The organism is Streptomyces sp. 4F14, from assembly GCF_048159485.1.
Classification (GTDB): Bacteria; Actinomycetota; Actinomycetes; order Streptomycetales; family Streptomycetaceae; genus Streptomyces.
The window spans coordinates 330897-352112 of record NZ_JBLRVY010000005.1 but is presented as its reverse complement, the minus strand read 5'-3'; the positions used below and the strand labels follow the sequence as shown (position 1 = coordinate 352112).

18 protein-coding genes are annotated in these 21216 nt (G+C 69.6%); 6 read left to right on the top strand and 12 right to left on the bottom strand.

Translation table 11 applies throughout. From position 1 onward, the window contains the following. Positions 1-6 precede the first annotated feature (6 nt). The gene (locus tag ACLZOT_RS10980; RefSeq protein ID WP_416968601.1) at positions 7-1032 is read right to left on the bottom strand and encodes an ATP-dependent 6-phosphofructokinase; all 1026 of its coding nucleotides are present in this window, start codon (positions 1030-1032) and stop codon (positions 7-9) included. Positions 1033-1277: 245 nt separating this feature from the next. Between ACLZOT_RS10980 and pta the strand changes: the two genes are divergently transcribed. The 3 genes from pta to pyk all read left to right on the top strand — a co-directional run bounded on the left by pta (position 1278) and on the right by pyk (position 6104). Continuing rightward, a complete protein-coding gene (gene pta / locus ACLZOT_RS10975; RefSeq protein WP_416968600.1) occupies positions 1278-3368 on the top strand; it encodes a phosphate acetyltransferase in 2091 nt (696 codons plus the stop codon). Beyond that, positions 3365-4600 (top strand): acetate kinase, encoded by a 1236-nt coding sequence (locus ACLZOT_RS10970; RefSeq protein ID WP_416968599.1) that lies wholly within the window; start codon positions 3365-3367, stop codon positions 4598-4600. The genes pta and ACLZOT_RS10970 overlap by 4 nt, the downstream gene beginning before the upstream one ends. A gap of 73 nt (positions 4601-4673) precedes the next feature. Next, positions 4674-6104, top strand: coding sequence for a pyruvate kinase (pyk, locus tag ACLZOT_RS10965; RefSeq protein ID WP_416968598.1), 1431 nt, complete (start codon positions 4674-4676; stop codon positions 6102-6104). A 188-nt stretch (positions 6105-6292) separates the two neighbouring features. On the opposite strand, the gene ACLZOT_RS10960 is transcribed toward pyk, so the two are convergent. From ACLZOT_RS10960 to ACLZOT_RS10945, 4 genes are all read right to left on the bottom strand, one after another. After that, positions 6293-7657 (bottom strand): hypothetical protein, encoded by a 1365-nt coding sequence (locus ACLZOT_RS10960; RefSeq protein ID WP_416968597.1) that lies wholly within the window; start codon positions 7655-7657, stop codon positions 6293-6295. Further along, complete coding sequence (locus ACLZOT_RS10955) at positions 7647-8195, bottom strand: DUF6114 domain-containing protein (RefSeq protein ID WP_416968596.1); 549 nt, start codon at positions 8193-8195, stop codon at positions 7647-7649. The genes ACLZOT_RS10960 and ACLZOT_RS10955 overlap by 11 nt, the downstream gene beginning before the upstream one ends. A gap of 131 nt (positions 8196-8326) precedes the next feature. Next, positions 8327-8992 (bottom strand): DUF6230 family protein, encoded by a 666-nt coding sequence (locus ACLZOT_RS10950; RefSeq protein WP_416968595.1) that lies wholly within the window; start codon positions 8990-8992, stop codon positions 8327-8329. A 627-nt stretch (positions 8993-9619) separates the two neighbouring features. Then, positions 9620-10594, bottom strand: a complete 975-nt coding sequence (locus ACLZOT_RS10945) for a tetratricopeptide repeat protein (protein WP_416968594.1) — start codon at positions 10592-10594, stop codon at positions 9620-9622. A gap of 391 nt (positions 10595-10985) precedes the next feature. Between ACLZOT_RS10945 and ACLZOT_RS10940 the strand changes: the two genes are divergently transcribed. Then, on the top strand, positions 10986-11606 hold the full coding sequence (locus ACLZOT_RS10940) for a TetR/AcrR family transcriptional regulator (protein WP_416968593.1): 621 nt from the start codon (positions 10986-10988) through the stop codon (positions 11604-11606). A 72-nt stretch (positions 11607-11678) separates the two neighbouring features. Beyond that, entirely contained in the window at positions 11679-12020 is a 342-nt protein-coding gene (locus ACLZOT_RS10935) for a DUF3817 domain-containing protein (protein WP_416968592.1), read from the top strand. 52 nt (positions 12021-12072) lie between these two features. Here ACLZOT_RS10935 and ACLZOT_RS10930 read toward each other — a convergent pair whose 3' ends face one another. Beyond that, positions 12073-12582: a MarR family winged helix-turn-helix transcriptional regulator gene (locus tag ACLZOT_RS10930; RefSeq protein WP_416968591.1), complete on the bottom strand. Its 510-nt coding sequence runs from the start codon at positions 12580-12582 to the stop codon at positions 12073-12075. A 181-nt stretch (positions 12583-12763) separates the two neighbouring features. Here ACLZOT_RS10930 and ACLZOT_RS10925 point away from each other — a divergent pair, with 181 nt between their 5' ends. Beyond that, positions 12764-13750 carry a glycoside hydrolase family 6 protein gene (locus tag ACLZOT_RS10925; RefSeq protein ID WP_416968590.1) on the top strand — a complete coding sequence of 329 codons (987 nt, stop codon included), beginning with the start codon at positions 12764-12766 and terminating at the stop codon, positions 13748-13750. Positions 13751-13757: 7 nt separating this feature from the next. Here ACLZOT_RS10925 and ACLZOT_RS10920 read toward each other — a convergent pair whose 3' ends face one another. The 6 genes from ACLZOT_RS10920 to ACLZOT_RS10895 form a co-directional block, all read right to left on the bottom strand. Next, the gene (locus ACLZOT_RS10920; RefSeq protein WP_416968589.1) at positions 13758-15707 is read right to left on the bottom strand and encodes a galactose oxidase-like domain-containing protein; all 1950 of its coding nucleotides are present in this window, start codon (positions 15705-15707) and stop codon (positions 13758-13760) included. A 2-nt stretch (positions 15708-15709) separates the two neighbouring features. Beyond that, a complete protein-coding gene (locus tag ACLZOT_RS10915; RefSeq protein ID WP_416968588.1) occupies positions 15710-17479 on the bottom strand; it encodes a glycosyltransferase family 2 protein in 1770 nt (589 codons plus the stop codon). A gap of 269 nt (positions 17480-17748) precedes the next feature. Beyond that, a complete protein-coding gene (locus tag ACLZOT_RS10910; RefSeq protein ID WP_416968587.1) occupies positions 17749-18096 on the bottom strand; it encodes a hypothetical protein in 348 nt (115 codons plus the stop codon). A gap of 914 nt (positions 18097-19010) precedes the next feature. Continuing rightward, a complete protein-coding gene (locus ACLZOT_RS10905) occupies positions 19011-19655 on the bottom strand; it encodes a TetR/AcrR family transcriptional regulator (RefSeq protein ID WP_416968586.1) in 645 nt (214 codons plus the stop codon). Further along, positions 19652-20332, bottom strand: coding sequence for a DUF4166 domain-containing protein (locus ACLZOT_RS10900; RefSeq protein ID WP_416968585.1), 681 nt, complete (start codon positions 20330-20332; stop codon positions 19652-19654). The genes ACLZOT_RS10905 and ACLZOT_RS10900 overlap by 4 nt, the downstream gene beginning before the upstream one ends. Next, the gene (locus tag ACLZOT_RS10895; protein ID WP_416968584.1) at positions 20329-21069 is read right to left on the bottom strand and encodes a hypothetical protein; all 741 of its coding nucleotides are present in this window, start codon (positions 21067-21069) and stop codon (positions 20329-20331) included. The genes ACLZOT_RS10900 and ACLZOT_RS10895 overlap by 4 nt, the downstream gene beginning before the upstream one ends. Between the last annotated feature and the right edge of the window lie 147 nt (positions 21070-21216).

Genomic DNA, 21216 nt, shown 5'->3' with positions numbered 1-21216 from the left:
CGGCGTCTAGAAGACGGACTCGGCCTCGTCCATCCGGTCGACGGGGACGCGCTTGAGTTCGGTGACGGCCTCGGCGAGCGGGACCATGACGACGTCGGTGCCGCGCAGGGCGGTCATCCGGCCGAACTCCCCACGGTGGGCGGCCTCGACGGCGTGCCACCCGAAGCGGGTGGCCAGGACGCGGTCGTACGCGGTGGGGGTGCCGCCGCGCTGGACGTGGCCGAGGATGACCGGCCGGGCTTCCTTCCCGAGGCGCCGCTCCAGCTCGCGCGCGAGCGCCGTACCGATGCCCTGGAAGCGTTCGTGGCCGAACTGGTCGATCGCGCCCTTGCCGTAGTCCATGGAGCCCTCGGCGGGGTGCGCGCCCTCGGCGACGCAGACGACGGCGAACTTCTTGCCGCGCGCGAAGCGTTCCTCGACCATCTTGACGAGGTCGGCGGGGTCGAAGGGGCGCTCGGGGAGACAGATGCCGTGCGCGCCGGCGGCCATGCCGGATTCGAGGGCGATCCAGCCGGCGTGGCGCCCCATGACCTCGACGACCATGACGCGCTGGTGGGACTCGGCGGTGGTCTTGAGGCGGTCCATCGCCTCGGTGGCGACGCCGACGGCCGTGTCGAAGCCGAAGGTGCGGTCCGTGGAGGAGATGTCGTTGTCGATGGTCTTGGGTACGCCGACGACGGGCAGGCCGGCGTCGGAGAGCATCCGCGCGGCGGTGAGCGTGCCTTCGCCGCCGATCGGGATGAGCGCGTCGATGCCGAACTCGTGGATCATGTCGGAGGCGTTCTCGCACGCCTCGCGCAGCCGGTCGCGCTCCAGGCGGGAGGAGCCGAGGATGGTGCCGCCGAGGGCGAGGATGCCGCTGACGGACTCCAGGTCGAGGGCGCGGTAGCGGCCGTCGAGGAGGCCGGAGTAGCCGTCCTCGAAGCCGATGACCTCGTCGCCGTAGTTGTCGATCGCCCGGTGCACGACCGACCGGATCACTGCGTTCAGGCCGGGGCAGTCGCCGCCCGCCGTGAGGACTCCGATGCGCATCGTGCTGTGTCTCCTGCTCGCTGTCGGTGTGTGTGAGCCTTCTTGGATTCTTTCATGCCGCTGTGTCCGCCCTTGGACTGACGGGCGCCTTATCCAGGCCCAGGGGTATTGTCAAGAGGGTTCTGCTCACCTGAGTGGGTGACTCTTCGTGAACCGATCGGGCCGCTCGGAACGATCCCCTCACAGCAGCACGAATCGACAGCACGAATCGACCGCACGGGACCGACAGGAAACGGAGACGACGGGTGACGCGCAGTGTGTACGTGACCGGGATCGACCGCGGCGACGGCCGCCAGGTCGTCGAGCTGGGGGTCATGGAGCTGCTGACCCGCCAGGTCGACCGCGTGGGCGTCTTCCGCCCCCTGGTGCACGACGGCCCGGACCGCCTCTTCGAACTCCTGCGCGCCCGCTACCGCCTGGCGCAGGACCCGTCGTCGGTGTACGGCATGGACTACCACGAGGCGTCGACGCTCCAGGCCGAGCGGGGCACGGACGAGCTGGTGTCGACGCTGGTGGACCGTTTCCACAAGGTCGCGCGGGAGTACGACGTCGTCCTGGTCCTCGGCACGGACTACGCGGACACCCAGTTCCCGGACGAACTCTCGCTGAACGCCCGCCTGGCGAACGAGTTCGGGGCATCGGTGATCCCGGTGGTCGGCGGCCGCAGGCAGACCGCGGAGTCGGTCCGCGCGGAGACCCACAACGCGTTCCGCGCGTACGACGGCCTGGGCTGCGACGTGCTGGCGATGGTCGTGAACCGGGTAGCCCGCGAGGACCGGGAGGAGATAGCGGACCGCCTCGCGAACAGGCTCCCGGTGCCCTGTCACGTCCTGCCGGACGAGCCGGCCCTCTCGGCGCCGACGGTCTCCCAGGTGCAGCACGCGCTGGGCGCGCGGGTCCTGCTGGGCGACGACTCGGGGCTGGCCCGGGACGCGCTGGGCTTCGTGTTCGGCGGCGCGATGCTGCCGAACTTCCTGGCCGCCCTGACCCCGGGGTGCCTGGTGGTGACGCCGGGCGACCGCGCGGATCTGGTCGTGGGCGCGCTGGCCGCGCACAGCGCCGGCACCCCGCCGATCGCGGGCGTGGTGCTGACGCTGGACGAGGTGCCGGACGAGCACATCCTGACGCTGGCCGCGCGCCTCGCGCCGGGGACGCCGGTGCTGTCGGTGCGGGGGACCAGCTTCCCGACGGCCGAGCAGCTCTTCTCCCTGGAGGGCAAGCTGGGCGCGGCGACCCCGCGCAAGGCGGAGACGGCGCTCGGCCTGTTCGAGCGGTACGTCGACACGGCGGACCTCCTCACCCGGGTCTCGGCGCCGAGCAGCGACCGCGTCACGCCGATGATGTTCGAGCACAAGCTCCTGGAGCAGGCCCGCTCGGACCGCCGCCGCGTCGTCCTCCCGGAGGGCACGGAGGAGCGCGTCCTGCACGCGGCGGAGGTCCTGCTGCGCCGCTCGGTGTGCGACCTGACCCTCCTGGGCCCGGTCGACCAGATCCGCAAGAAGGCCGCCGACCTGGGCATCGACCTCGGCGACGCCCAGCTGATCGACCCGGCGACGAGCGAGCTGCGCGACGCCTTCGCCGAGACGTACGCGTCCCTGCGCGCCCACAAGGGCGTCACGGTAGAGCTGGCGTACGACGTCGTCTCGGACGTCAACTACTTCGGCACCCTGATGGTGAAGGAGGGCCTGGCCGACGGCATGGTCTCCGGCTCGGTCCACTCGACGGCGGCGACGATCCGCCCGTCCTTCGAGATCATCAAGACGAAGCCGGAGGCGTCGATCGTGTCGTCCGTCTTCTTCATGTGCCTCGCCGACAAGGTCCTCGTGTACGGCGACTGCGCGGTCAACCCGGATCCGGACGCGGAGCAGCTCGCGGACATCGCGATCCAGGCGGCGGCCACGGCGGGCCAGTTCGGGGTGGAGCCCCGGATCGCGATGCTGTCGTACTCGACGGGCACGTCCGGTTCGGGCGCGGACGTCGACAAGGTCCGCGAGGCGACCGAGCTGGTGCGCGCGCGCCGGCCCGACCTGAAGATCGAGGGGCCGATCCAGTACGACGCGGCGGTGGAGCCGTCGGTGGCGGCGACCAAGCTGCCCGGCTCGGAGGTGGCGGGGCAGGCGACGGTGCTGATCTTCCCGGACCTCAACACCGGCAACAACACGTACAAGGCGGTGCAGCGGTCGGCCGGCGCGATCGCGGTCGGACCGGTCCTCCAGGGCCTGCGCAAGCCGGTCAACGACCTGTCCCGGGGCGCGCTGGTCCAGGACATCGTCAACACCGTCGCCATCACGGCGATCCAGGCACAGACCCCGCTCGCAGAGAAGGCAGCCCAGTGACCGCGACCCGTGTCCTCGTCCTCAACTCCGGCTCGTCGTCGGTCAAGTACCAGCTCCTCGACATGGCCGACGGCACCCGGCTGGCCACGGGCCTCGTCGAGCGGATCGGCGAGGAGTCGTCCCGCCTGAAGCACACGGACCTGACGAGCGACGTCACCCGCGAGCGCACCGGCCCGATCGCCGACCACGCCTCCGCGCTGAAGTCCGTCGCCGAGGAGCTGGCGACGGACGGCCTGGGCCTGGACTCCCCCGAGCTGGCGGCGATAGGCCACCGCGTGGTGCACGGCGGCCAGACGTTCACACGGCCGACCGTGATCGACGACGCCGTGCTCGCGGAGATCGAGCGCCTCATCCCGGTCGCCCCGCTGCACAACCCGGCGAACCTGACGGGCATCCGCACGGCCCGGGCGCTGCGCCCCGACCTCCCGCAGGTCGCCGTCTTCGACACGGCGTTCCACACGACGATGCCGGAGTCGGCGGCCCGGTACGCGATCGACGTGGCGACGGCGGACGAGTACCGCATCCGCCGGTACGGCTTCCACGGCACGTCGCACGCGTACGTGTCCCGGGCGACGGCCGAGCTGCTGGGCAGGGCGCCGCAGGAGGTGAACGTGATCGTGCTGCACCTGGGCAACGGGGCGTCGGCGTCGGCCGTGCGGGAGGGCCGGTGCGTGGACACCTCGATGGGGCTGACGCCTTTGGAGGGGCTCGTGATGGGTACGCGTTCCGGTGACCTGGACCCCGCCGTCATCTTCCATTTGGCGCGGGTTGGCGGGCTGTCCACGGACGACATCGACACTCTCCTCAACAAGAGGAGCGGGCTCGTCGGGCTCTGCGGCGACAACGACATGCGGGAGATCCGGCGGCGTATCGACGAGGGCGACGAGGCGGCGGAACTCGCCTTCGAGATCTACGTCCACCGTCTGCGGAAATACATCGGCGCGTATTACGCGGTGCTCGGAAAGGTCGACGCGGTCGCGTTCACGGCCGGTGTCGGGGAGAACGCGGCGGAGGTGCGGGCCGCGGCGCTGGCGGGCCTGGAGGGGCTCGGCCTCGCGGTGGACCCGGCGCGCAACGCCGTACGGGGCGACGGGGCGCGGCTGATCTCGCCGGAGGGCGCGCGGGTGGCGGTGGCCGTCGTGCCGACGGACGAGGAACTGGAGATAGCGACACAGACGTACGCCGTCGTCGGATCCGGTGCGGGAAATCCGGACCCGTCGGTAGGCAACTGAGCGCGAACCCGCCCATTTGTACATTCCGCCAGACGGAATATTCCGTAGCGAAACAAACCGATAGGATCGACTCATGCGCCGTTCGAAAATCGTCTGTACTCTCGGCCCCGCGGTCGACTCCCACGACCAGCTGGTGTCGCTGATCGAGGCCGGCATGAACGTGGCCCGTTTCAACTTCAGCCACGGTTCCCACGCCGAGCACCAGGGCCGGTACGACCGGGTCCGCGCCGCCTCCAAGGAGGCCGGCCGGGCGATCGGCGTCCTCGCCGACCTCCAGGGCCCCAAGATCCGCCTGGAGACCTTCGCCGAGGGCCCCGTCGAGCTGGTGCGCGGTGACGAGTTCACCATCACCGCCGAGGACGTCCCGGGCGACAAGACGATCTGCGGTACGACGTACAAGGGCCTGCCCGGTGACGTGGCGCCCGGCGACCAGGTCCTCATCAACGACGGGAACGTCGAACTGCGGGTCCTCTCGGTGGACGGGCCCCGGGTCCGCACGACCGTCGTCGAGGGCGGCGTCATCTCCGACCACAAGGGCATCAACCTGCCGGGCGCCGCGGTGAACGTGCCCGCGCTGTCCGACAAGGACATCGAGGACCTGCGGTTCGCGCTGCGCATGGGCTGCGACATGGTCGCGCTGTCCTTCGTCCGGGACGCGAAGGACGTCGCCGACGTCCACCGCGTGATGGACGAGGAGGGGCGCCGGGTCCCCGTCATCGCCAAGGTGGAGAAGCCGCAGGCGGTGGAGAACATGGAGGACGTCGTGATGGCGTTCGACGGTGTGATGGTCGCCCGTGGTGACCTCGCCGTCGAGTACCCGCTCGAAAAGGTCCCCATGGTGCAGAAGCGCCTCATCGAGCTGTGCCGGCGCAACGCGAAGCCGGTGATCGTCGCGACCCAGATGATGGAGTCGATGATCACCAACTCCCGTCCGACGCGCGCGGAGGCGTCCGACGTCGCCAACGCGATCCTCGACGGGGCGGACGCGGTCATGCTGTCCGCGGAGTCCTCCGTCGGCGCGTATCCGATCGAGACCGTCAAGACGATGTCGAAGATCGTCACGGCGGCCGAGCAGGAGCTGCTCTCCAAGGGCCTCCAGCCGCTCGTCCCCGGCAAGAAGCCGCGCACGCAGGGTGGTTCGGTCGCCCGTGCGGCCTGCGAGATCGCCGACTTCCTCGGCGGCCGCGGCCTCGTCGCCTTCACGCAGTCCGGTGACACGGCCCGCCGCCTGTCCCGCTACCGCGCCCAGCAGCCGATCATCGCCTTCACCACGGACGAGAACACCCGCAACCAGCTCACGCTGAGCTGGGGCGTCGAGTCCCACGTGGTCCCCTTCGTCAACTCCACCGACGAGATGGTCGAGATGGTCGACCAGGAGATCGCCAAGATCAACCGCTTCACCCCCGGCGACACGGTCATCATCACGGCCGGCTCCCCGCCCGGCGTCCCCGGCACCACGAACATGCTCCGCGTCCACCACATCGCGGGCGGCTCGACGGACTGAGTCCGGCGTGAACGACACTGAGGGCGCCCCCTGTTGTAGCGGGGGCGCCCTCAGTCGTCGCTCATAACGTGAACACCCCTCTACAAAATGATCATGAGCTTGACAAAGAGTGATGGCCCGGCTCCCCCGGCGAATTCGAGGAGAACCGGGCCATCACTCGTGTGCGGCTCCCGGAGAGGTTCGGGGCGTCAGGTGATCGACTGCGTCATCCCGGGGATGGTCAAGGTGCCGCCGAACTGGCCGGCCTGGGTGACCTTGACGTTGCTGAAGTAGATCCAGGGGATGTTCAGCGGCGGCGGGCTCTTGGGGCTGAAGGTGACCGGGAGCAGGCCGAAGAGGTTGCCGGAGATGCTCTCGGTGTACATGACCGTGTCGCCGCCGGTGATCGTGGACTTGGAGCCCTTGGCGCCCTTGACGTGGTAGGTCTTGGCGGCCTGCTTGTCGATCACCGTCTGGTGCAGGTCGTCGATGTCGGTCCCGTCCGAGATGACGTACTTCAGCACCTCCTTGACGGTGCCGTTGGCGGTCTTGACCTTGACGACGCCCTGGTAGTCGGCGCCCTTGAGGGTGAGCCCGCTCGCGTTGAGGTACCAGGGGTCGTCGGGCAGCCGCATCTTGTTGTCGATGCCGGCCGCCTCGTCGTCCGTGGCCGCCGCCGGGCAGTCGTCCACGTCCGTGCTCGCGCTGGGCGAGGGGCTCGGGGAGGCGTCGGCCTCCTTCTCGTCCTCGTCCTTCTTGCCGTCGTCCTTCTGGTCGCCGTCGGAGGACCCGGACGACTCGCCGGCGGACGGCGAGGGAGACGGAGACGCCTTGTCGTCCGCCGCCGGTGACTCCTTCTCGGTGCCCCCGGCGTCCTTGTCCGTCGCCTCCTTCTTCCCGGCCGCGGCACTGTCCGCGCCCGGCGAGGCCGACGGCGACGGGCTCGCGGACGGCGTGGAACTGTCGCCGCCCCCGGTGAACACATCCGTGATCGCGTCCCCGATGGTCTCCAGGAGCCCCTTCGACTCCTCGGAGGCGGGGGCGGAGGCCGACGGCGACGGGCTCGGCGAGGCGCCGGCGCCCCCGCCGGACTCCTCGGTCCCGCCGCCGGACGCGGTCGGGGACGGCGACGGGGAGACGGCCTTGTCGTCGGACGCCTTCTCGTCGGACCCGGCCGAACCCTTCTCGTCGGAACCTGAATCCGACGCCGCGGAGTCCTTGCCGGAAGCCTTGTCGTCCTTCTTGTCGTCGTCGGAGGACGAGGACCCGGACGACTCACTCGCGGACGGCGACGGCGAGGCGTCCGGGTCCTTCGCCATGGCCTCGACACACGCCTGGTACTCCTCGGCCGTCAGGCTCTTCGAGGAGACCGGCTGCTGCCCCTCGGCGCGCGCGAGCGTCGACGTGAGCCCCATCCCCACGAGGACCGTCGGCATCGCGGCCAGGGCTATCGCCTTGCCCGCCGGCACATGGAGCCGAGCGAGCAGCGGCTTCCTGGGGGCCGCGTGGCGCGGTCCGGTTCTCTCCCGGGACCCGTCGGCGTCCACCCCGTGGGTGCCCTCGTCAGTCGGCACTGCGCCTCCCGTTCGCCCCGTTGGCCGGGCTCGTTCCTGACAGGTCCTTCGGCTCGTCCACCACGGCCTCCGTCTCCGGCGCTTCCACAGCCGCCCGAGGCGCCTCGTCGGCGGCCGGTACGACTTCCTCGGCCGCCCCCTCGGACGGCTTGCCCGGCGCCCACGACACGGCCATCGCGCCGCCGAACATGGCGAGCAGGAAGCCCACGACGAAGCCGCCGAAGTTGGAGACCGGGAGAGAGACCAGGGACAGCAGGATCGCGGCGACCCCGGCGAAGGTGCGAATGTGCTGCTGGAACCAGAGGCTGATCCCCAGGGTGACGAGCAGCACCCCGATGATCAGGGAGCCCGCACCCGCGGTGGTGGCCATCGCCACCGTCAGATGACCGATCTGCACATGCGCGTACGGGAAGTACATGATCGGAAAACCGCTGAGCATGACATAGAGGCCCGCCCAGAACGGCCGGGTGCCCCGCCAGACCTTGAACCGCGACCTCCCTCGGGCGAACAGGCCGGGGGCGGCAGAGATGGCGCTCATGGAAAACAGCTCCCTGGTGCGGCTTTGCTGTGGTGAAAGTGGTGTCGCGGTTGCGAGGGGAGTGTGTACGTCGGCCGGATAGGGGGAACGGGCGGGAGAGCCCGAAGGCACCCCCGCCCGTCACCTCGTGCCTAGTAGCACTCCTTGCTGCCCAGATCGATCTTCATCTTCAGATTGGGAAGCGTGAAGGTTCCGGCGGTGGTCGCCCACGCCGTCTGCTTCACACCGGTCAGGACAGCGGTGTCGGCCTGCTGGGCGAAGCCGTACGGGTTGGCCTGCTCCTTGCCACCCTTCATGCCGATGCCCTTGCCACCCTTTTCAGGGTTGCCGGTGTCACCGGCGGCAACACCGATGTCGATGTTCCCGAACGTCGCGCTCTTGGTCTCAAGGTCGGCGATGTCGATGAACAGGTTGTCCGCGGACACCTGCTGCTTCTTGTCATCGCTGTTACCGGCCCTGAGCGTCAGGGTGACCGACCCGATGAGCGGGATGTTCGGGGTCACGACCGACTGGCACAGGTTCTTGATCGTCGCCGAGTCGAACGACGAGACCGCGACCGGGTGACCGGTCTTCTCACCGGTGAGGGTGTATCCCGAGTCGATCGCGCCGTACTGGGTGAAACCCTGGCCGTCGAGCTCGTCGGCCGTGACCTTGAACGACTGGCCCGAAACGCTGAACGACGCGGCGAGCGCACCCTGAGCCAGGGCCACGCCTATGCACGCCGTGGCGGCGACGCTGGGCACCATCACCACAGCGAACCGCTTCCATCTGGTCCCGCCACGCACCTGGGACTCCATCATTTCCTCCTTCTCGGACGTACATCCCGCTCCGGCGAGCCCCGTTGAACGGCGGCCCGGCCAGGCAGGGATGGGAGAAGTGCTACGTCCTCGGGAAGGGGAACGCCTGTGCTCGAAAAGCGCGAACCGCGCCTGAGATCACCGGCGATCACCCCCGAGCGACTACCACTCGGTCGCGCCTGACACGCATCACGCGCAACCTTGCCGGACAGGCTCCACCCTCGGGCGAAGACCCCCCTGCCCTGAAGAGCCGGCGACGCTGCCGTCGGCTCTGCCCGGTGGGGACCCATCAGACCCGTGTCCCGACCGGCTGCCGGGGAACGGGAATGGACCGAGCGTCGCCGATCGTGGTGCATTCTCGCCGCCCGCACAAGGGGGTTCGTTACTGGCTAGTAACGGCCGGATAACCGTCCGACGACCCACAGGTCTCGACCGGCGACCGAGCGCGACATCCCTGCCCAGGACAAATCACTTGACAGTGGGACAGAATCCGGCAGACCAACAGCCTCGACTTACTGGAAGTAACAGCGGCCACGTTTACCAAGATTTGGTAAAGCGTGGCCGCAAAAGCGTCCAGGCGACCGAACTTTCCCTCCGGTACCTCGGCACCGGAGGTTTAGCGACTGGTCAGAACAGCGCGCGGGCGAGCGCGCGCCGCGCCGCCGCGACCCGGGGATCGTCGGGCCCGATCACCTCGAAGAGTTCGAGCAGCCGCACGCGTACGGCGTCCCGGTCGTCACCGAACGTACGCCGCACCGTCTCGATCAACCGCCCGAACGCGTCCTCGACATGACCGCCCACCAGATCCAGGTCGGCGGCGGCGAGTTGCGCGCCGGCGTCGGCGGGCTTCTCCGCCGCGTCCCGGCGTACGGCCTGCGGGTCGAGGCCCTGGATCCGCTGGAGCAACTCGGCCTGCGCGAGCCCGAGTTTGGCCTCCTCGTTGCCCGGGTCGTCGGCCAGGACGTTCTGGTACGCCTGCACCGCGCCGCCCAGGTCACCCGCGTCCAGCGCGTCGACGGCGGCGGCGAGCAGCGCGTCGTAGGGCCCCGCCGGGGCCTCAGCCGGCGGCGGGGCGGCGCCGGGCTCCGCGTCCGGGTCGACCGTCAGGCCGGTGATGCCGAAGCGCTCCTCGGCGACCTGGACGAGCTGGTCCAGGGTCTGGCGGATCTGGGTCTCGGGGGCGGCGCCCTGGAAGAGCGGGAGCGCCTGGCCCGCGACCACGGCGAAGACGGCCGGGATGCCCTGGATGCCGAACTGCTGCATCAGCATCTGGTTGGCGTCCACGTCGATCTTGGCGAGCAGGATGCGGCCGTCGTACTCGACCGCGAGGCGCTCCAGGACCGGGCTGAGCTGCTTGCAGGGCTGACACCACTCGGCCCAGAAGTCGATGACGACCGCGACCTCGGCGGACCGCTGGATGACCTGACTCTCGAACCCGGCCTCGTCGACGTCGATCACGAGGTCGGCCGGGGAGATCGCCCCCGCGCCGCCCTGGCGGGCGGTTTCGGCGCGCGCCTGCTCCGCCTTGACCTTGGCCTCCTGGGCCGCCTTCACCGCGGCGAGGTCGACGACTCCGCTCATGGACATGTTCCGTGGCTGCATGCGTCTATCCTCCCCCGATCCCGCGCGTGTGCGAAAAGCGGTCCGTGAGCCTCGTCGCACCGAGGCCCGGGGCGGTTTGCCCCGGCGGTGGCGCGGGCAGCCGTCCACCGGTCCCGAAAACCCGAACGGTCCGCCGTACGACGCCGGGTCCCCACCCCGCGTACCGGCCGGCCTCCGGTCCCGGACCGCTCGCGTACGTCTGTCGCGGGCCGTGCCGGTTCCCTGCCGAGCTTTCGCTACGACCCGTAGCGTAATGCGCGGCGTGCGCCTCGCGGGAGTCCTTCCCGGTGATCTCCCTCACGACTCCACCATCTTCACCGCACCCGCTCACCGGGCTCCACCGAATAACGGGCGGGGCCGGATGCCCGGGTACGGCCGCTATGGTCGTCCGATGCAGAGCCGCAGCCCCGCCCCCCGTCCGGGCCGTCCGCGCAGCGCCGCCGCGGATGCCGCGATCCTGGCCGCGACGCGGGAGGCGCTGGTGGAGCTGGGCTGGTCGAAACTCACGCTCGGGGACGTGGCGAGCCGCGCCGGCGTCGCGAAGACCACCCTCTACCGCCGCTGGGCCGGCAAGAACGAACTCGTCGTCGACGCGGTGGCCGAACTCTTCGACGAACTCCGCCTCCCCGACCGGGGCAGCCTCACCGCGGACATCGAGGGGGTGGTCCTCCAGTTCGCGGCGATCCTGGCCCGGCCGGAGGCCCGCAGCGGGCTCATGGCCGTCGTCGCCGAGTCCACCCGCGACGACGCGCTGCGCGAACGCATCCGCTCGTCCATCGTGGAGCGGCAGAAGCGGCTCGTCCTCGAAGGGCGGTCCCGGGCGCAGACGCGGGGTGAGCTGCCGCCGGAGAACGACTCCGCGGAGTCCGCGCGGACCGTCGACCTCATCTTCGACGTCGTCGCGGGGGCGGTCGTCCACCGCACGCTGGTGAGCGCGGAACCGGCGGACGAGCAGTGGGTGCGGACGTTCACGCGGCTGCTGCTGGGCGGGCTGCCTGCGGCTACGGCGTGAGGTAAAGAGATCGCCAAGTGAAGGGGGTCCCGGCGCGCGGGCGGGTGAGGGCCACCGGCTACCCTCGACGGCATGAAAAAGAGCGTCTTGACCCGTTACCGCGTGATGGCCTACGTCACCGCCGTACTCCTCGTCCTGCTGACGATCGGCGTGATCGGCAAGCGGGTCCTGGACCTGGACGGGTTCGGCAGCTTCGTGACGGTGGTCGGCGTCGCTCACGGCTGGCTGTACATCGTCTACCTGGTCTTCGCGTTCGACCTCGGCACGAAGGCCAAGTTCCCCCTCCCCCGCCTCGCCTGGGTCCTCCTCGCCGGCACCATCCCCACCGCGGCCTTCTTCGTCGAACGCCGCATCACCCGCGAGATCACCCCGCTGGTCATCGACGACCAGGCGACCAAGCCGGCCGCGGTCTGACCCTCACGGCCCCCGCGCTCAGGGGGCGGTGATCCCCTCCACGCACCGCACGTCACTCCTCCTCGAAGTCGCCCGACGCCACCCGCAGGGGGCGCAGCATCGCGAAGATCTCCGCGCACTCCTCCTCGTCGTACACGCCGAGGCCGAAGTCCATCGCCATGAGGTCCCGGGTGGCCGTGTCGACGACCTCGCGGCCCTTGTCGGTGATGGACGCGAGGGTGCCGCGGCCGTCGTTGGGGTTGGGACGTTTGGCGACGAGGCCGGAGCGGACGAGGCGGTCGACCGTGTTGGTGACCGAGGTGGGGTGGACCATGAGGCGTTCGCCGATTTTCGACATGGGGAGTTCGCCGGCGCGGGAGAAGTTGAGGAGGACGAGGGCCTCGTAGCGCGCGAAGGTGAGCCCGTACGGCTTGACGACCGCGTCGACCTCGGCGAGCAGGATCTGCTGGGCCCGCATGATCGAGGTGATCGCGGCCATGGACGGCACGTTCCCCCACCGCCGCGTCCAGAGCTCGTCCGCGCGGGCGATGGGGTCGAAGGGGAGACTGAGGGGCTTCGGCACGGCATCAGACCCTACCCGCCGGTCACATTCTGGTCAGCCACGTCTCACACATCGGTCCGGAAACAGGACCGGGAACGGCTTCCTGAGCGATGTTCCCCGAACGGGCGGCGATTTGACTTTGTGCGTCCCCCTTTACGCGTTATGCAACGAGGGTCCCCCACCTCCGTTCGCAGGGAGCGGCATGTCCCGTCCAGCCCACGCACTCCTCGCTCTCGTCCTCCTCTCCCTCACCGCCGCCTGCTCCTCCTCCCCGGCGCCCGAGGAGGCATCGGTCGCCGCGCCCCCGAAGAAGCGGGCCCCCACCCGGACTTTCTGGGTCGACCCCGACAGCAACGCCGCCCGCCAGGTCCAGCTGTGGAAGCGCGAGGGCCGCAACTCCGACGCGGAGCTGCTGCGCAGGATCGCCGACCAGCCCGTGGCCCTGTGGCCGGCGGGCGAGATCGACCCCGGCCCTGCTGTGTCGGCGGCGACGTCCGCGGCGGCCCGCGAGGACCGTACGGCACTGTTCGTCGCGTACGACATCCCGCACCGCGACTGCGGCCAGCACTCGGCGGGCGGCGCGGCGGACGGCGCCGCCTACCTCGCGTGGATCGGGAGGTTCGCGTCGGCGATCGGGGACGCGAAGGCGCTGGTGGTGCTGGAGCCGGACGCGGTCGCGCACATCGTGGACGGATGTACGCCGGGTGAATATCACGGCGAGCGGGAGGAGTTGCTGGCGTCGGCGATCACCCGGCTGAAGCGGCAGCCGCACACGAAGGTGTACTTGGACGCCGGCAACCCGTCCTGGATCCGCGAGCCGTGGAAGCTGGTCGAGCCGCTGAAGCGGTCCGGCGTCGACGCGGCGGACGGCTTCGCCCTGAACGTCTCCAACTTCCAGCCGGACGACGCGGTCAAGCGCTACGGACTCGACCTCTCCGCCCAGTTGGGCGGAAAGCACTTCGTCGTCGACACCAGCCGCAACGGCAACGGCCCGCTCCCGGGGGTGTGGTGCAACCCTCCGGGGCGGGCCCTGGGCACCCGGCCGACCACCGAAACCGGGGAACCCGCTCTGGATGCCTACCTGTGGATCAAACGGCCGGGCGAGTCGGACGGCACGTGCGGGGGCGGGCCGGACGCGGGGCAGTGGTGGCCGGCGTACGCGCTGGAGCTGGCCCGCAACTCGAAGTGACCGACGCTCACTTGACCTGGATCCACTTCGCCTCCGACGGTGTGCCGGCCGCGTCCGTCGCGAACACCATGTACCAGCCGGGCGGCACCAGCGCCGGGTCGTCCGGCACGGTGAACGTGACGGCCCCCCTCCCCTTCGTCAACTCCAGCGCGATGGACCGCTGTTCGACGTCGGTGGTGTGGGTGACGGCGCTGGGCCGCATCAGCCGGGCGGAGACGATCCGCTCGGGACGGTCGGTGCGGTAGGTGATTCTGCGGTCGTCGGGCAGAACGCCGGGCCCTTCGTCGAGGACGGGCCGGTCCTGGCCGTTCTTGTGCAGCGCGGGCGGCGTGAAGACCTCCATGCGCTGCTCGAAGTGCCCGAGCTTCGTGTTCTGCTGGTCGTCGTAGAGGGGGTCGGAGCCGAAGGTGGCGACCCGCCCGTCGGGCAGCAGCAGGGCCTCGGAGTGGTAGTTGCGGCCGACGACGGGTTCGGCGGCCTCCCGGAAGACGTTGCCCTTGGGGTCGTAGAACTGCGCCTTGAGGATGTTGCTGGCGCTGCGCCCCCGGTAGTCGGAGGAGCCGTTGGAGGTGAAGACGGTGTCGTCCGGCATGATGACGCTGTTCAAGTACCGAGTGCCCTGGGGCAGGTCGGGCCCGTCCTTGAAGGAGGGGTTGTCCTCCTTCAGGTCGATCACGGCCGTCCGGGACGTCGCCTTCTTCGACTCCCCCACTCCCCCGCCGCCGAGGATCATCACCTTCTGCTCCTGCGCCGGCGGCAGCAGCACGGACGCCGAAGTCTCCGTCGCGTCCGCGTCCTTGAGCCCCGGCACCTTCTGGAACGTGTTGGTCTTCAGGTCCCAGATCCCCGGCTCACGCCCCTGGTCGGCGGGCCCGTACCCGGCGTTGGAGGCGGGGTAGAACAACTTCCCGCCCTTGGTGAGGAACAGCGCCGGATACGTCGGGAAGTACCGCTTGGGCCCCGGCGTCCACTTCTTGGTGCGCGGGTCGTAGATCTCGTTGTCCCCGGGGTCGACCACGCCGACGTCGTCGAGCCCGGAGACCGCGAGGACGCGCCCGTCGTCGAGCCCGACGAGGGTCGGGTACCAGCGGGCCTTGGCCATCGGGTCGACGGGGACGTACCGCTCGGCGACGGGGTCGAACTCGTAGGCGGCGCGGATGCCCTGGAAGTCCTGCTTGTCGAGGGTGATCTTCTCGCTGAGCCCGTACGTGTTGTCGGCGTCCTTGCCGGTGAGCCCGACGATCTCGTACTGGGCCTGCTTGTCGGTGGCGGACATCGGCCCGCTCTCGGCGGCCTCGACGAAGACGCGGACCTCGCTGGCGGTGACCCGGGTCTGCCAGGGCTGCATGACGCCGCGCCTGTTGTACGTCACCTTGAAGCCGCGCTTGGCCTTCGGGACGGTGACGTCGAACTTGCTGACGTACTCGACGCCGGCGGGTGAGCGGAAGCGGGTGCCCTTCTTGAGGACCATGGGTTTGTCGGGGTTCTCGTTCTTGACGCGCATCCCGCCGGCGGCCCGGTCGACCTCCCCGTCGAGGAGTTCGTAGCGGGCCGTGCCGCCCGCCACCAGGAGCCGCCCGTCGGGGAGTTGGGCGTGTCCGGAGCAGAAGAAGTCCTCGGGGGTGGGGATCTTCTTGAAGGTGTTCGCCTTCGGGTCCCACAGCACCGTGTCGAAGGACCCGGCGTCGAATTTCTTCTGCTCGTTGCCGGAGCCGGCGACGATGAGGACCTTCCCGGTGTGCAGCAGCGCCGCGTGGATGGCGTTGGTGCGGTACTGCTCGGGGATGTCGACCTGGGCCCAACTGCCGTACTTGGCGCGGTACTCGGGCTGGGCGATCTTGTAGGCGTGGTAGCGCTCGCCGACGAAGTCCAGCGCGGCGGGCGCGTTGAGGCTCGCGAGGATGGCGATCCCGCCGACGCCCAGGACGGTCTTCTTGGTCTTCTGGTGGACGGGCATGGCTAGTTGCCTCCTGTCGGGGTGCCGGAGACGGGGGCGAGGGCGGGTTCGACGGCGGGCGCCTCTGCTACCCGGGCGGTACGGGTACGGGGCCGGGCGAGCCGCTCCTTGACCCCCGTGCCGATCCACACCGCGACCGGCGCGAGGGAGATCGCCGTGGCGAGGACCGCCCAGGTGCGCATGGCGACGTGGGTGTGGCCGAGGACCGCGGAGGCGGCCAGCGACGCGATGAGGACGGCCGCCCAGAACAGGTGGACGCGGAAGGTCGTCAGGCGGTCGGCACTGACGCCGGCGCCCTTCGGCGTGACGACGAACCGGCTGGGGCGGCGCAGCAGGGCCGCGCCGAAGGACTTGAGGTAGATCGGCGCGGAGAGGGCCGACATGCCCATCCCGGCGAGCCCCCCGGAGCCCTCGGGCTCGTGCGGGGAGACGTTGTGGCGGCGGTTCCACAGGTACAGGCCGATCTGGAGGGCGGCGGCGTCGCTGTAGAGCATCAGCCACACGGAGGCGGCGACCTGCGTGCCGGACGCGCCGAACCACAGGAACAGCACGCAACTCACCATGCCGAGCAGCCAGTTGACGGCCGTCATCGGGTAGTAGACGAGCATCATCGTGTACGAGAACAGCCGCCCGGGAGGCATCGTGAACGGCGCCTTCCAGTACTGCTTGAACAGCGTCTCGTAGGTCCCGCGCGACCACCGCAACTGCTGCGTGAAGAAGTCCGTCCAGGAGGCGGGCCCCTCCCCGACCGCGAGCACGTCCGGCGTGTACACCGACCGCCACTTGCGCCCGGTCACCGGATTGCGCCGCCGGTGCAGTTCGAACCCGGTCGCCATGTCCTCGGTGATCGAGTCGTACAGCCCGCCGATCTGCTTCACGGCCGCGATCCGTACGACGTTGTTGGTGCCGACGAACATCGGCGCCCGGTAGCGGTTGCCCGCGCGCTGGATCAGCGCGTGGAAGAGGAACTGCTGCGACTCGGCGGCCTTCGTCACCGGATGGTGGTAGTTCCCGTACACCTGGGGTCCTACGACGAACGCGACGTCCGGGTCCCGGAAGTACCCCATCATCCGTTCGAGGTAGTCCGGGTGGGGTACGTGGTCGGTGTCGACGGAGGCGAGGAACTCGTACGCGTCGCCGTGCGCGGCGATCCAGGCGTTGTAGTTCCCGTGCTTGGTCCGCGCCTTGTGCACCCCCTTGGCCCGGTTCCACTCCGGAACACCCTTGCGCGTGAAGTGCCGCACCCCCAGCTCCGCGCAGAGCGCCTTGGCCTGCTCGTCGTCCCCCTCGTCGAGAAGCCACACGTCCAGGGGCCCCCGGTGGTGGATCCGTACGGCCCCCTCAAGGGTCGCCCGCACCATCGCGAGGGGCTCACGCCCGGGGACGTACGTCGTGAGGAACGCGACGCGCGTATCACTCTCGGGTATGACGGGTACGGGGTCCCGGGCGACCAGCGTCGCATGCGCCACCGACGCCACGTTGACGACCATGAACAGCTCGATCAGCCCGATGGCTATGAGCATCGCGATGTCGAGGTGGACCATCCACGCGTCGCCGCCCTCGCGCTCCACCCAGTGACTGGGCCACACGAGGTACACGAGCAGCAGCGCGGTCAGCACCGGCGCGAGGCTCATCAGCAGGACGGCGCGTATTCGGTGGGGCTCGCGGGAGAGCAGCGATATGTACTGCACCCGGTACGGCGCTCCGGCCGGCTCCGTGAGCGGCCCGGCCAACCTGCTGTGGGTGTCGTAGTCGTAGCCCTCAGGCCGCACAACGCCCTCCAAGAAGTGGGAGTGGTCGAGGCCCGGGGTCCGCTCTGAGCGTTTGCCGTCCGGGGTGAACCTGACGGGCCGATACCCACACGAAAATGGACATATCGGACAGTGTCGAACGGGGTGGGGCCAGGCGGGTGGGACTTTCGTCCAACGGTGGGACTTTCGCCGGACGGGGGGTTATCTGCGCGTCGCAGGCGCACACGGAAAAGCCCCGTCCGTACGCCGTGAAGAGACGTACGGACGGGGCCGCGGCCGGGGTGCGTCGATCAGGACGAGACGGTTTGCGAGTCGTCGTGGGATCGCAGCTCGGCCAGCCTCCGTTGGTACAGCGGGCCGGCGGCGTGCGCGCCGCGAGCTTCACTCGGCGTGTACTGCTCGATCAGGTGGTGCGCCACGGCCTTGAGATGCGCCGACCACGCCAGTACGTGTTGCTGAGCGGTTCGGCCGCATTCCTTCGGTTCCCCAGGGAGACACACCGGAAGACTCGGGCCGACCTTGTTCGCCGCGTGCCGGATATAGCGAGCGATCATCGCCCATTCTTCTTCGGTCCGCTGCACGGCAGTGCTCTTGCTCTCCCAGCCCCACGGCCCGAAGTCGTCTCCGTGGTCGTCCATGTACGCGCTCCTGATCATCGCGGCGAACTGAACCGGCGTGCCGAGCGTAGCCGGGTTGTCGGCCTACTGAGGGGGTGTGCAGGACTGTGCTACCTCGCCCAGGACAGCGCGAATCTCCGCCAGCACCTCTCCCATGCGAAGGCCGCCCCAGACTTCGGACAGGGGTTCTTCCCGTACATTCCCGATGGTCTGGCCGTCGACGAGGGGTCTCATGGAAGTGCCCAGCAGTACTACGTGAAGGGCCTAGAACTCGCCGGCGCAAGCGACGACCACTTGACTTACTGCCACATCCTCCGGGGGATGTCCGTCCAGTCTGTCGACTTGGGACACGGCCCAACAGCGGTGACTTGGGCCAATGCGGCCAGTGAAGCATCCCCTACAGCCGGGCCAAGGATGAAAGCTTTCATGGCCGGACAGCAGGCTCATTCCTACGCTGTCGCAGGCGATCGGCACAACGCGCTCCAAAGCATCCGGGAAACCGAAGCCGCCATGAGCAAGGCGGAAAGCAGGCATCAAACGTTCGGTGGATACAGTGCCGCCACATTGGCATATCACACCGCGCAGGTCAGGTATGCGCTAGGGGATGTGGCCGGAAGCGTTGACCATCTCCAGCTTCACTTCCGCTTGCGAGAGCCGGAGAACGAATCCACTCGAAGCGGCATGCGATTCAGTGGGATGCTGGCCGAACGTCAACTGGAGATGGGATATCTGGATGAAGCCTGTGCCGCATGGAACAAAGTGCTGAATGGCTATCCTGCGATTCGATCCGGGCAGGTCGACAAGCACGTCAAAGAAATGTTCCGGCTAATCCGACCACACCTCAAGAACAGCACCGCGCGGGAGCTTTACGAGCGGGCTCGACTGGTCGCACCTAACGCGCTGACGGCCTGGAAAACGAACCCGCACCCGCCACCTCACCGCTCCTGCCGCGAACTCCGCCGCAAATACTGCCGCACAGCCCGCTGTGAGATCGGCCCCAGCTCCTCCAACGCCCCCACCAGCAACCCCAGTTGCTCCAGCGCGGCCAACGCCGACCCAGCCCCCTCCGCATCCACTCCCTCGTACAGCTCGATCCCCACGAACGAAGCGGCGACCGCCCGCGCCAGCCCCGCGGGGTCCGTGAACTCCCCGAACGGCGTCCCCCCGAGCACCCTCCGCAGCACCTTCTCGATCTCGACGATCCACAGGTCGAGGCCGGCGGCCGTGGCCGGCCCGAGCGCGGGATGCGTCTGCGCGCCGGCGAGCAGCTGCCCCAGCCGGGCCACATGCCCGAAACCCTGCTCGGCGGCGTGGATCTCCCGTCCCAGCGCGAGGAGTTCGGACAGCGACCCCACCTCCTCGAACCGCTCCCGGTACCGGGAGACGGACTGCTCGGCCCCGTACCGGCAGGCCGCCGCGAGGAGTTCGTCGACGGAGCCGAAGTGGTAGAAGACCAGCGCCTGGTTGACCCCGGCGGCCGCGGCGACGGACCGCGCGGACGTCTTGGCGATGCCCTGCTCGGTGAGCGTCCGCAAGGCCCCTTCCAGCAACTTGACCCGGGTCTCCTGCGAAGGACTCATGCGCGCGCTTCCTCTCTCACCGGCCGCAGCCCGGCCCGTACCCCGCAGTCTCGTACGTCGCTGTACGAAGCCCGGAACCACCCCTCGTACCCGAAGAGCGGCCCGAACCACCGGTTGACGACACGGACCTGGATCCGGAAGACCCCGGCGGCGTCGTCGTACGACTCCCGCACCTCCGCGTCGGCGCCGATGAGTTCGGGCACCCGCACGTCCAACGGCCCTTCCCGGAACCGGTGTTCGCCGGAGCGGATGAGGAGGGAGCCGTCGGGTTCGGCCTGGAGGCGGAGGTCGGTGGCGAGGTGCTGGTGGGTGCCGAGGTAGTCGAGGATCGTGCCAGGGGAGCCCAGCACCATCTGTGCGTCGAACCGGAGTTGGCGGGACGGGAAGCGGAACGTCCGTACGAACGTGACCGTTTCACGGCCGTAGGAGTCGAGGTAGGGGACGTTCTCGATCACGAACGGGATGTCGCGGCCCGCGCGGGGGACGAGGATGTTGCGGGTCGTGCCGAGCGCGAGGAACGGCTTCACGAACGCGGGCCCGTGCCAGATACGGGACATGACGCCCCGCCCCGTGCACGCCTCGCCGCTCGCGAGGCCCACGGAGAAGCGGCGGCGCAGCTCGGGGTGGAGGCGGTCGAACTCCGCGTCGCCCATCGCCGTACGGAAGATGGAGGTCATCGCGGGGTCTCCAGGGCGCGCATCAGGCGGGGCGCACGCGCGCGGGCGGGGGCGCGGCGGACGCAGCGGCGGGCGGACGGGACGCAGGACAGGTGCGCCTTGAAGACGGCCATGCAGGCGGCGACCAGGAGGAGTTGGGGGAAGAGGTAGTACAGCGGCGGGGTGTAGCGGGCGAGGGGGCCGAGGCCCAGACCGGTCACGGCGGTCACCAGGACGGCCACCCTGAAGGCGAGTTCGGCGATCCAGTTCCACAGCGCCCGTTCCGGTGTGATGCCCCGCTCCAGCCAGAGCCGTAGCCGGTCGAAGGACCACGCCGTCGCCCACACCATCAGCGGGCGGAAGAGGAGCCGGTCCGCGACCCGGCCGAACCGTCCCCAGCGCGGCTGGTAGTCGTACCCCGTGATGAACCGGACGCCGTCGCCCTCCGGGACGTAACGCCAGTACCCGCTGCCCTCCTTGAGCAACGACAGGGGGTGCGGGGAGGCGAAGCGCAGCGCCGATGTCCGGGTGCCGTCCGGGCGTTCGCGTTCGCCGGCGGCGACTCCCGTGCCGGAGACCGTCACGAACGGCAGGACGCGGGTGGCGTACCGGAAGCGCTGCGGCTCGTCCTGCGCGCGCGGGAGGTAGTCGATTTCGGTGAACCGGAGGTCCCAGCGCTGATGCTCGGACGGGGTCTGCGTACGGGTCCACAGGTCGTCCATGTCGGCGCGGATGTGCGCCTCTATGTAGAGCCCCATCGGTAATCCCCCTGGTGGAGACGGTCTTTGAGCAGTCGCTCAAACTCTCTGCGCGTGACGCTACACCTGTTTGAGCAATCGCTCAACGCCGATTCGGGGGTGAACGGGCCCGCGCGCGGGCGCGGTTAGGCTCTGCCGCGTTCGACA

What these genes read in the sequence shown, in the direction of transcription:
- ACLZOT_RS10945 (WP_416968594.1), bottom strand. Translation starts at nt 10,594, where the DNA reads ATGCAGCCACGGAACATGTCCATGAGCGGAGTCGTCGACCTCGCCGCG.
- ACLZOT_RS10900 (WP_416968585.1), bottom strand. Translation starts at nt 20,332, where the DNA reads ATGACCTCCATCTTCCGTACGGCGATGGGCGACGCGGAGTTCGACCGC.
- ACLZOT_RS10940 (WP_416968593.1), top strand. Translation starts at nt 10,986, where the DNA reads ATGCAGAGCCGCAGCCCCGCCCCCCGTCCGGGCCGTCCGCGCAGCGCC.
- ACLZOT_RS10955 (WP_416968596.1), bottom strand. Translation starts at nt 8,195, where the DNA reads ATGAGCGCCATCTCTGCCGCCCCCGGCCTGTTCGCCCGAGGGAGGTCG.
- ACLZOT_RS10935 (WP_416968592.1), top strand. Translation starts at nt 11,679, where the DNA reads ATGAAAAAGAGCGTCTTGACCCGTTACCGCGTGATGGCCTACGTCACC.
- ACLZOT_RS10980 (WP_416968601.1), bottom strand. Translation starts at nt 1,032, where the DNA reads ATGCGCATCGGAGTCCTCACGGCGGGCGGCGACTGCCCCGGCCTGAAC.
- ACLZOT_RS10905 (WP_416968586.1), bottom strand. Translation starts at nt 19,655, where the DNA reads ATGAGTCCTTCGCAGGAGACCCGGGTCAAGTTGCTGGAAGGGGCCTTG.
- ACLZOT_RS10950 (WP_416968595.1), bottom strand. Translation starts at nt 8,992, where the DNA reads ATGGAGTCCCAGGTGCGTGGCGGGACCAGATGGAAGCGGTTCGCTGTG.
- ACLZOT_RS10920 (WP_416968589.1), bottom strand. Translation starts at nt 15,707, where the DNA reads ATGCCCGTCCACCAGAAGACCAAGAAGACCGTCCTGGGCGTCGGCGGG.
- ACLZOT_RS10895 (WP_416968584.1), bottom strand. Translation starts at nt 21,069, where the DNA reads ATGGGGCTCTACATAGAGGCGCACATCCGCGCCGACATGGACGACCTG.
- pyk (WP_416968598.1), top strand. Translation starts at nt 4,674, where the DNA reads ATGCGCCGTTCGAAAATCGTCTGTACTCTCGGCCCCGCGGTCGACTCC.
- ACLZOT_RS10925 (WP_416968590.1), top strand. Translation starts at nt 12,764, where the DNA reads ATGTCCCGTCCAGCCCACGCACTCCTCGCTCTCGTCCTCCTCTCCCTC.
- ACLZOT_RS10910 (WP_416968587.1), bottom strand. Translation starts at nt 18,096, where the DNA reads ATGGACGACCACGGAGACGACTTCGGGCCGTGGGGCTGGGAGAGCAAG.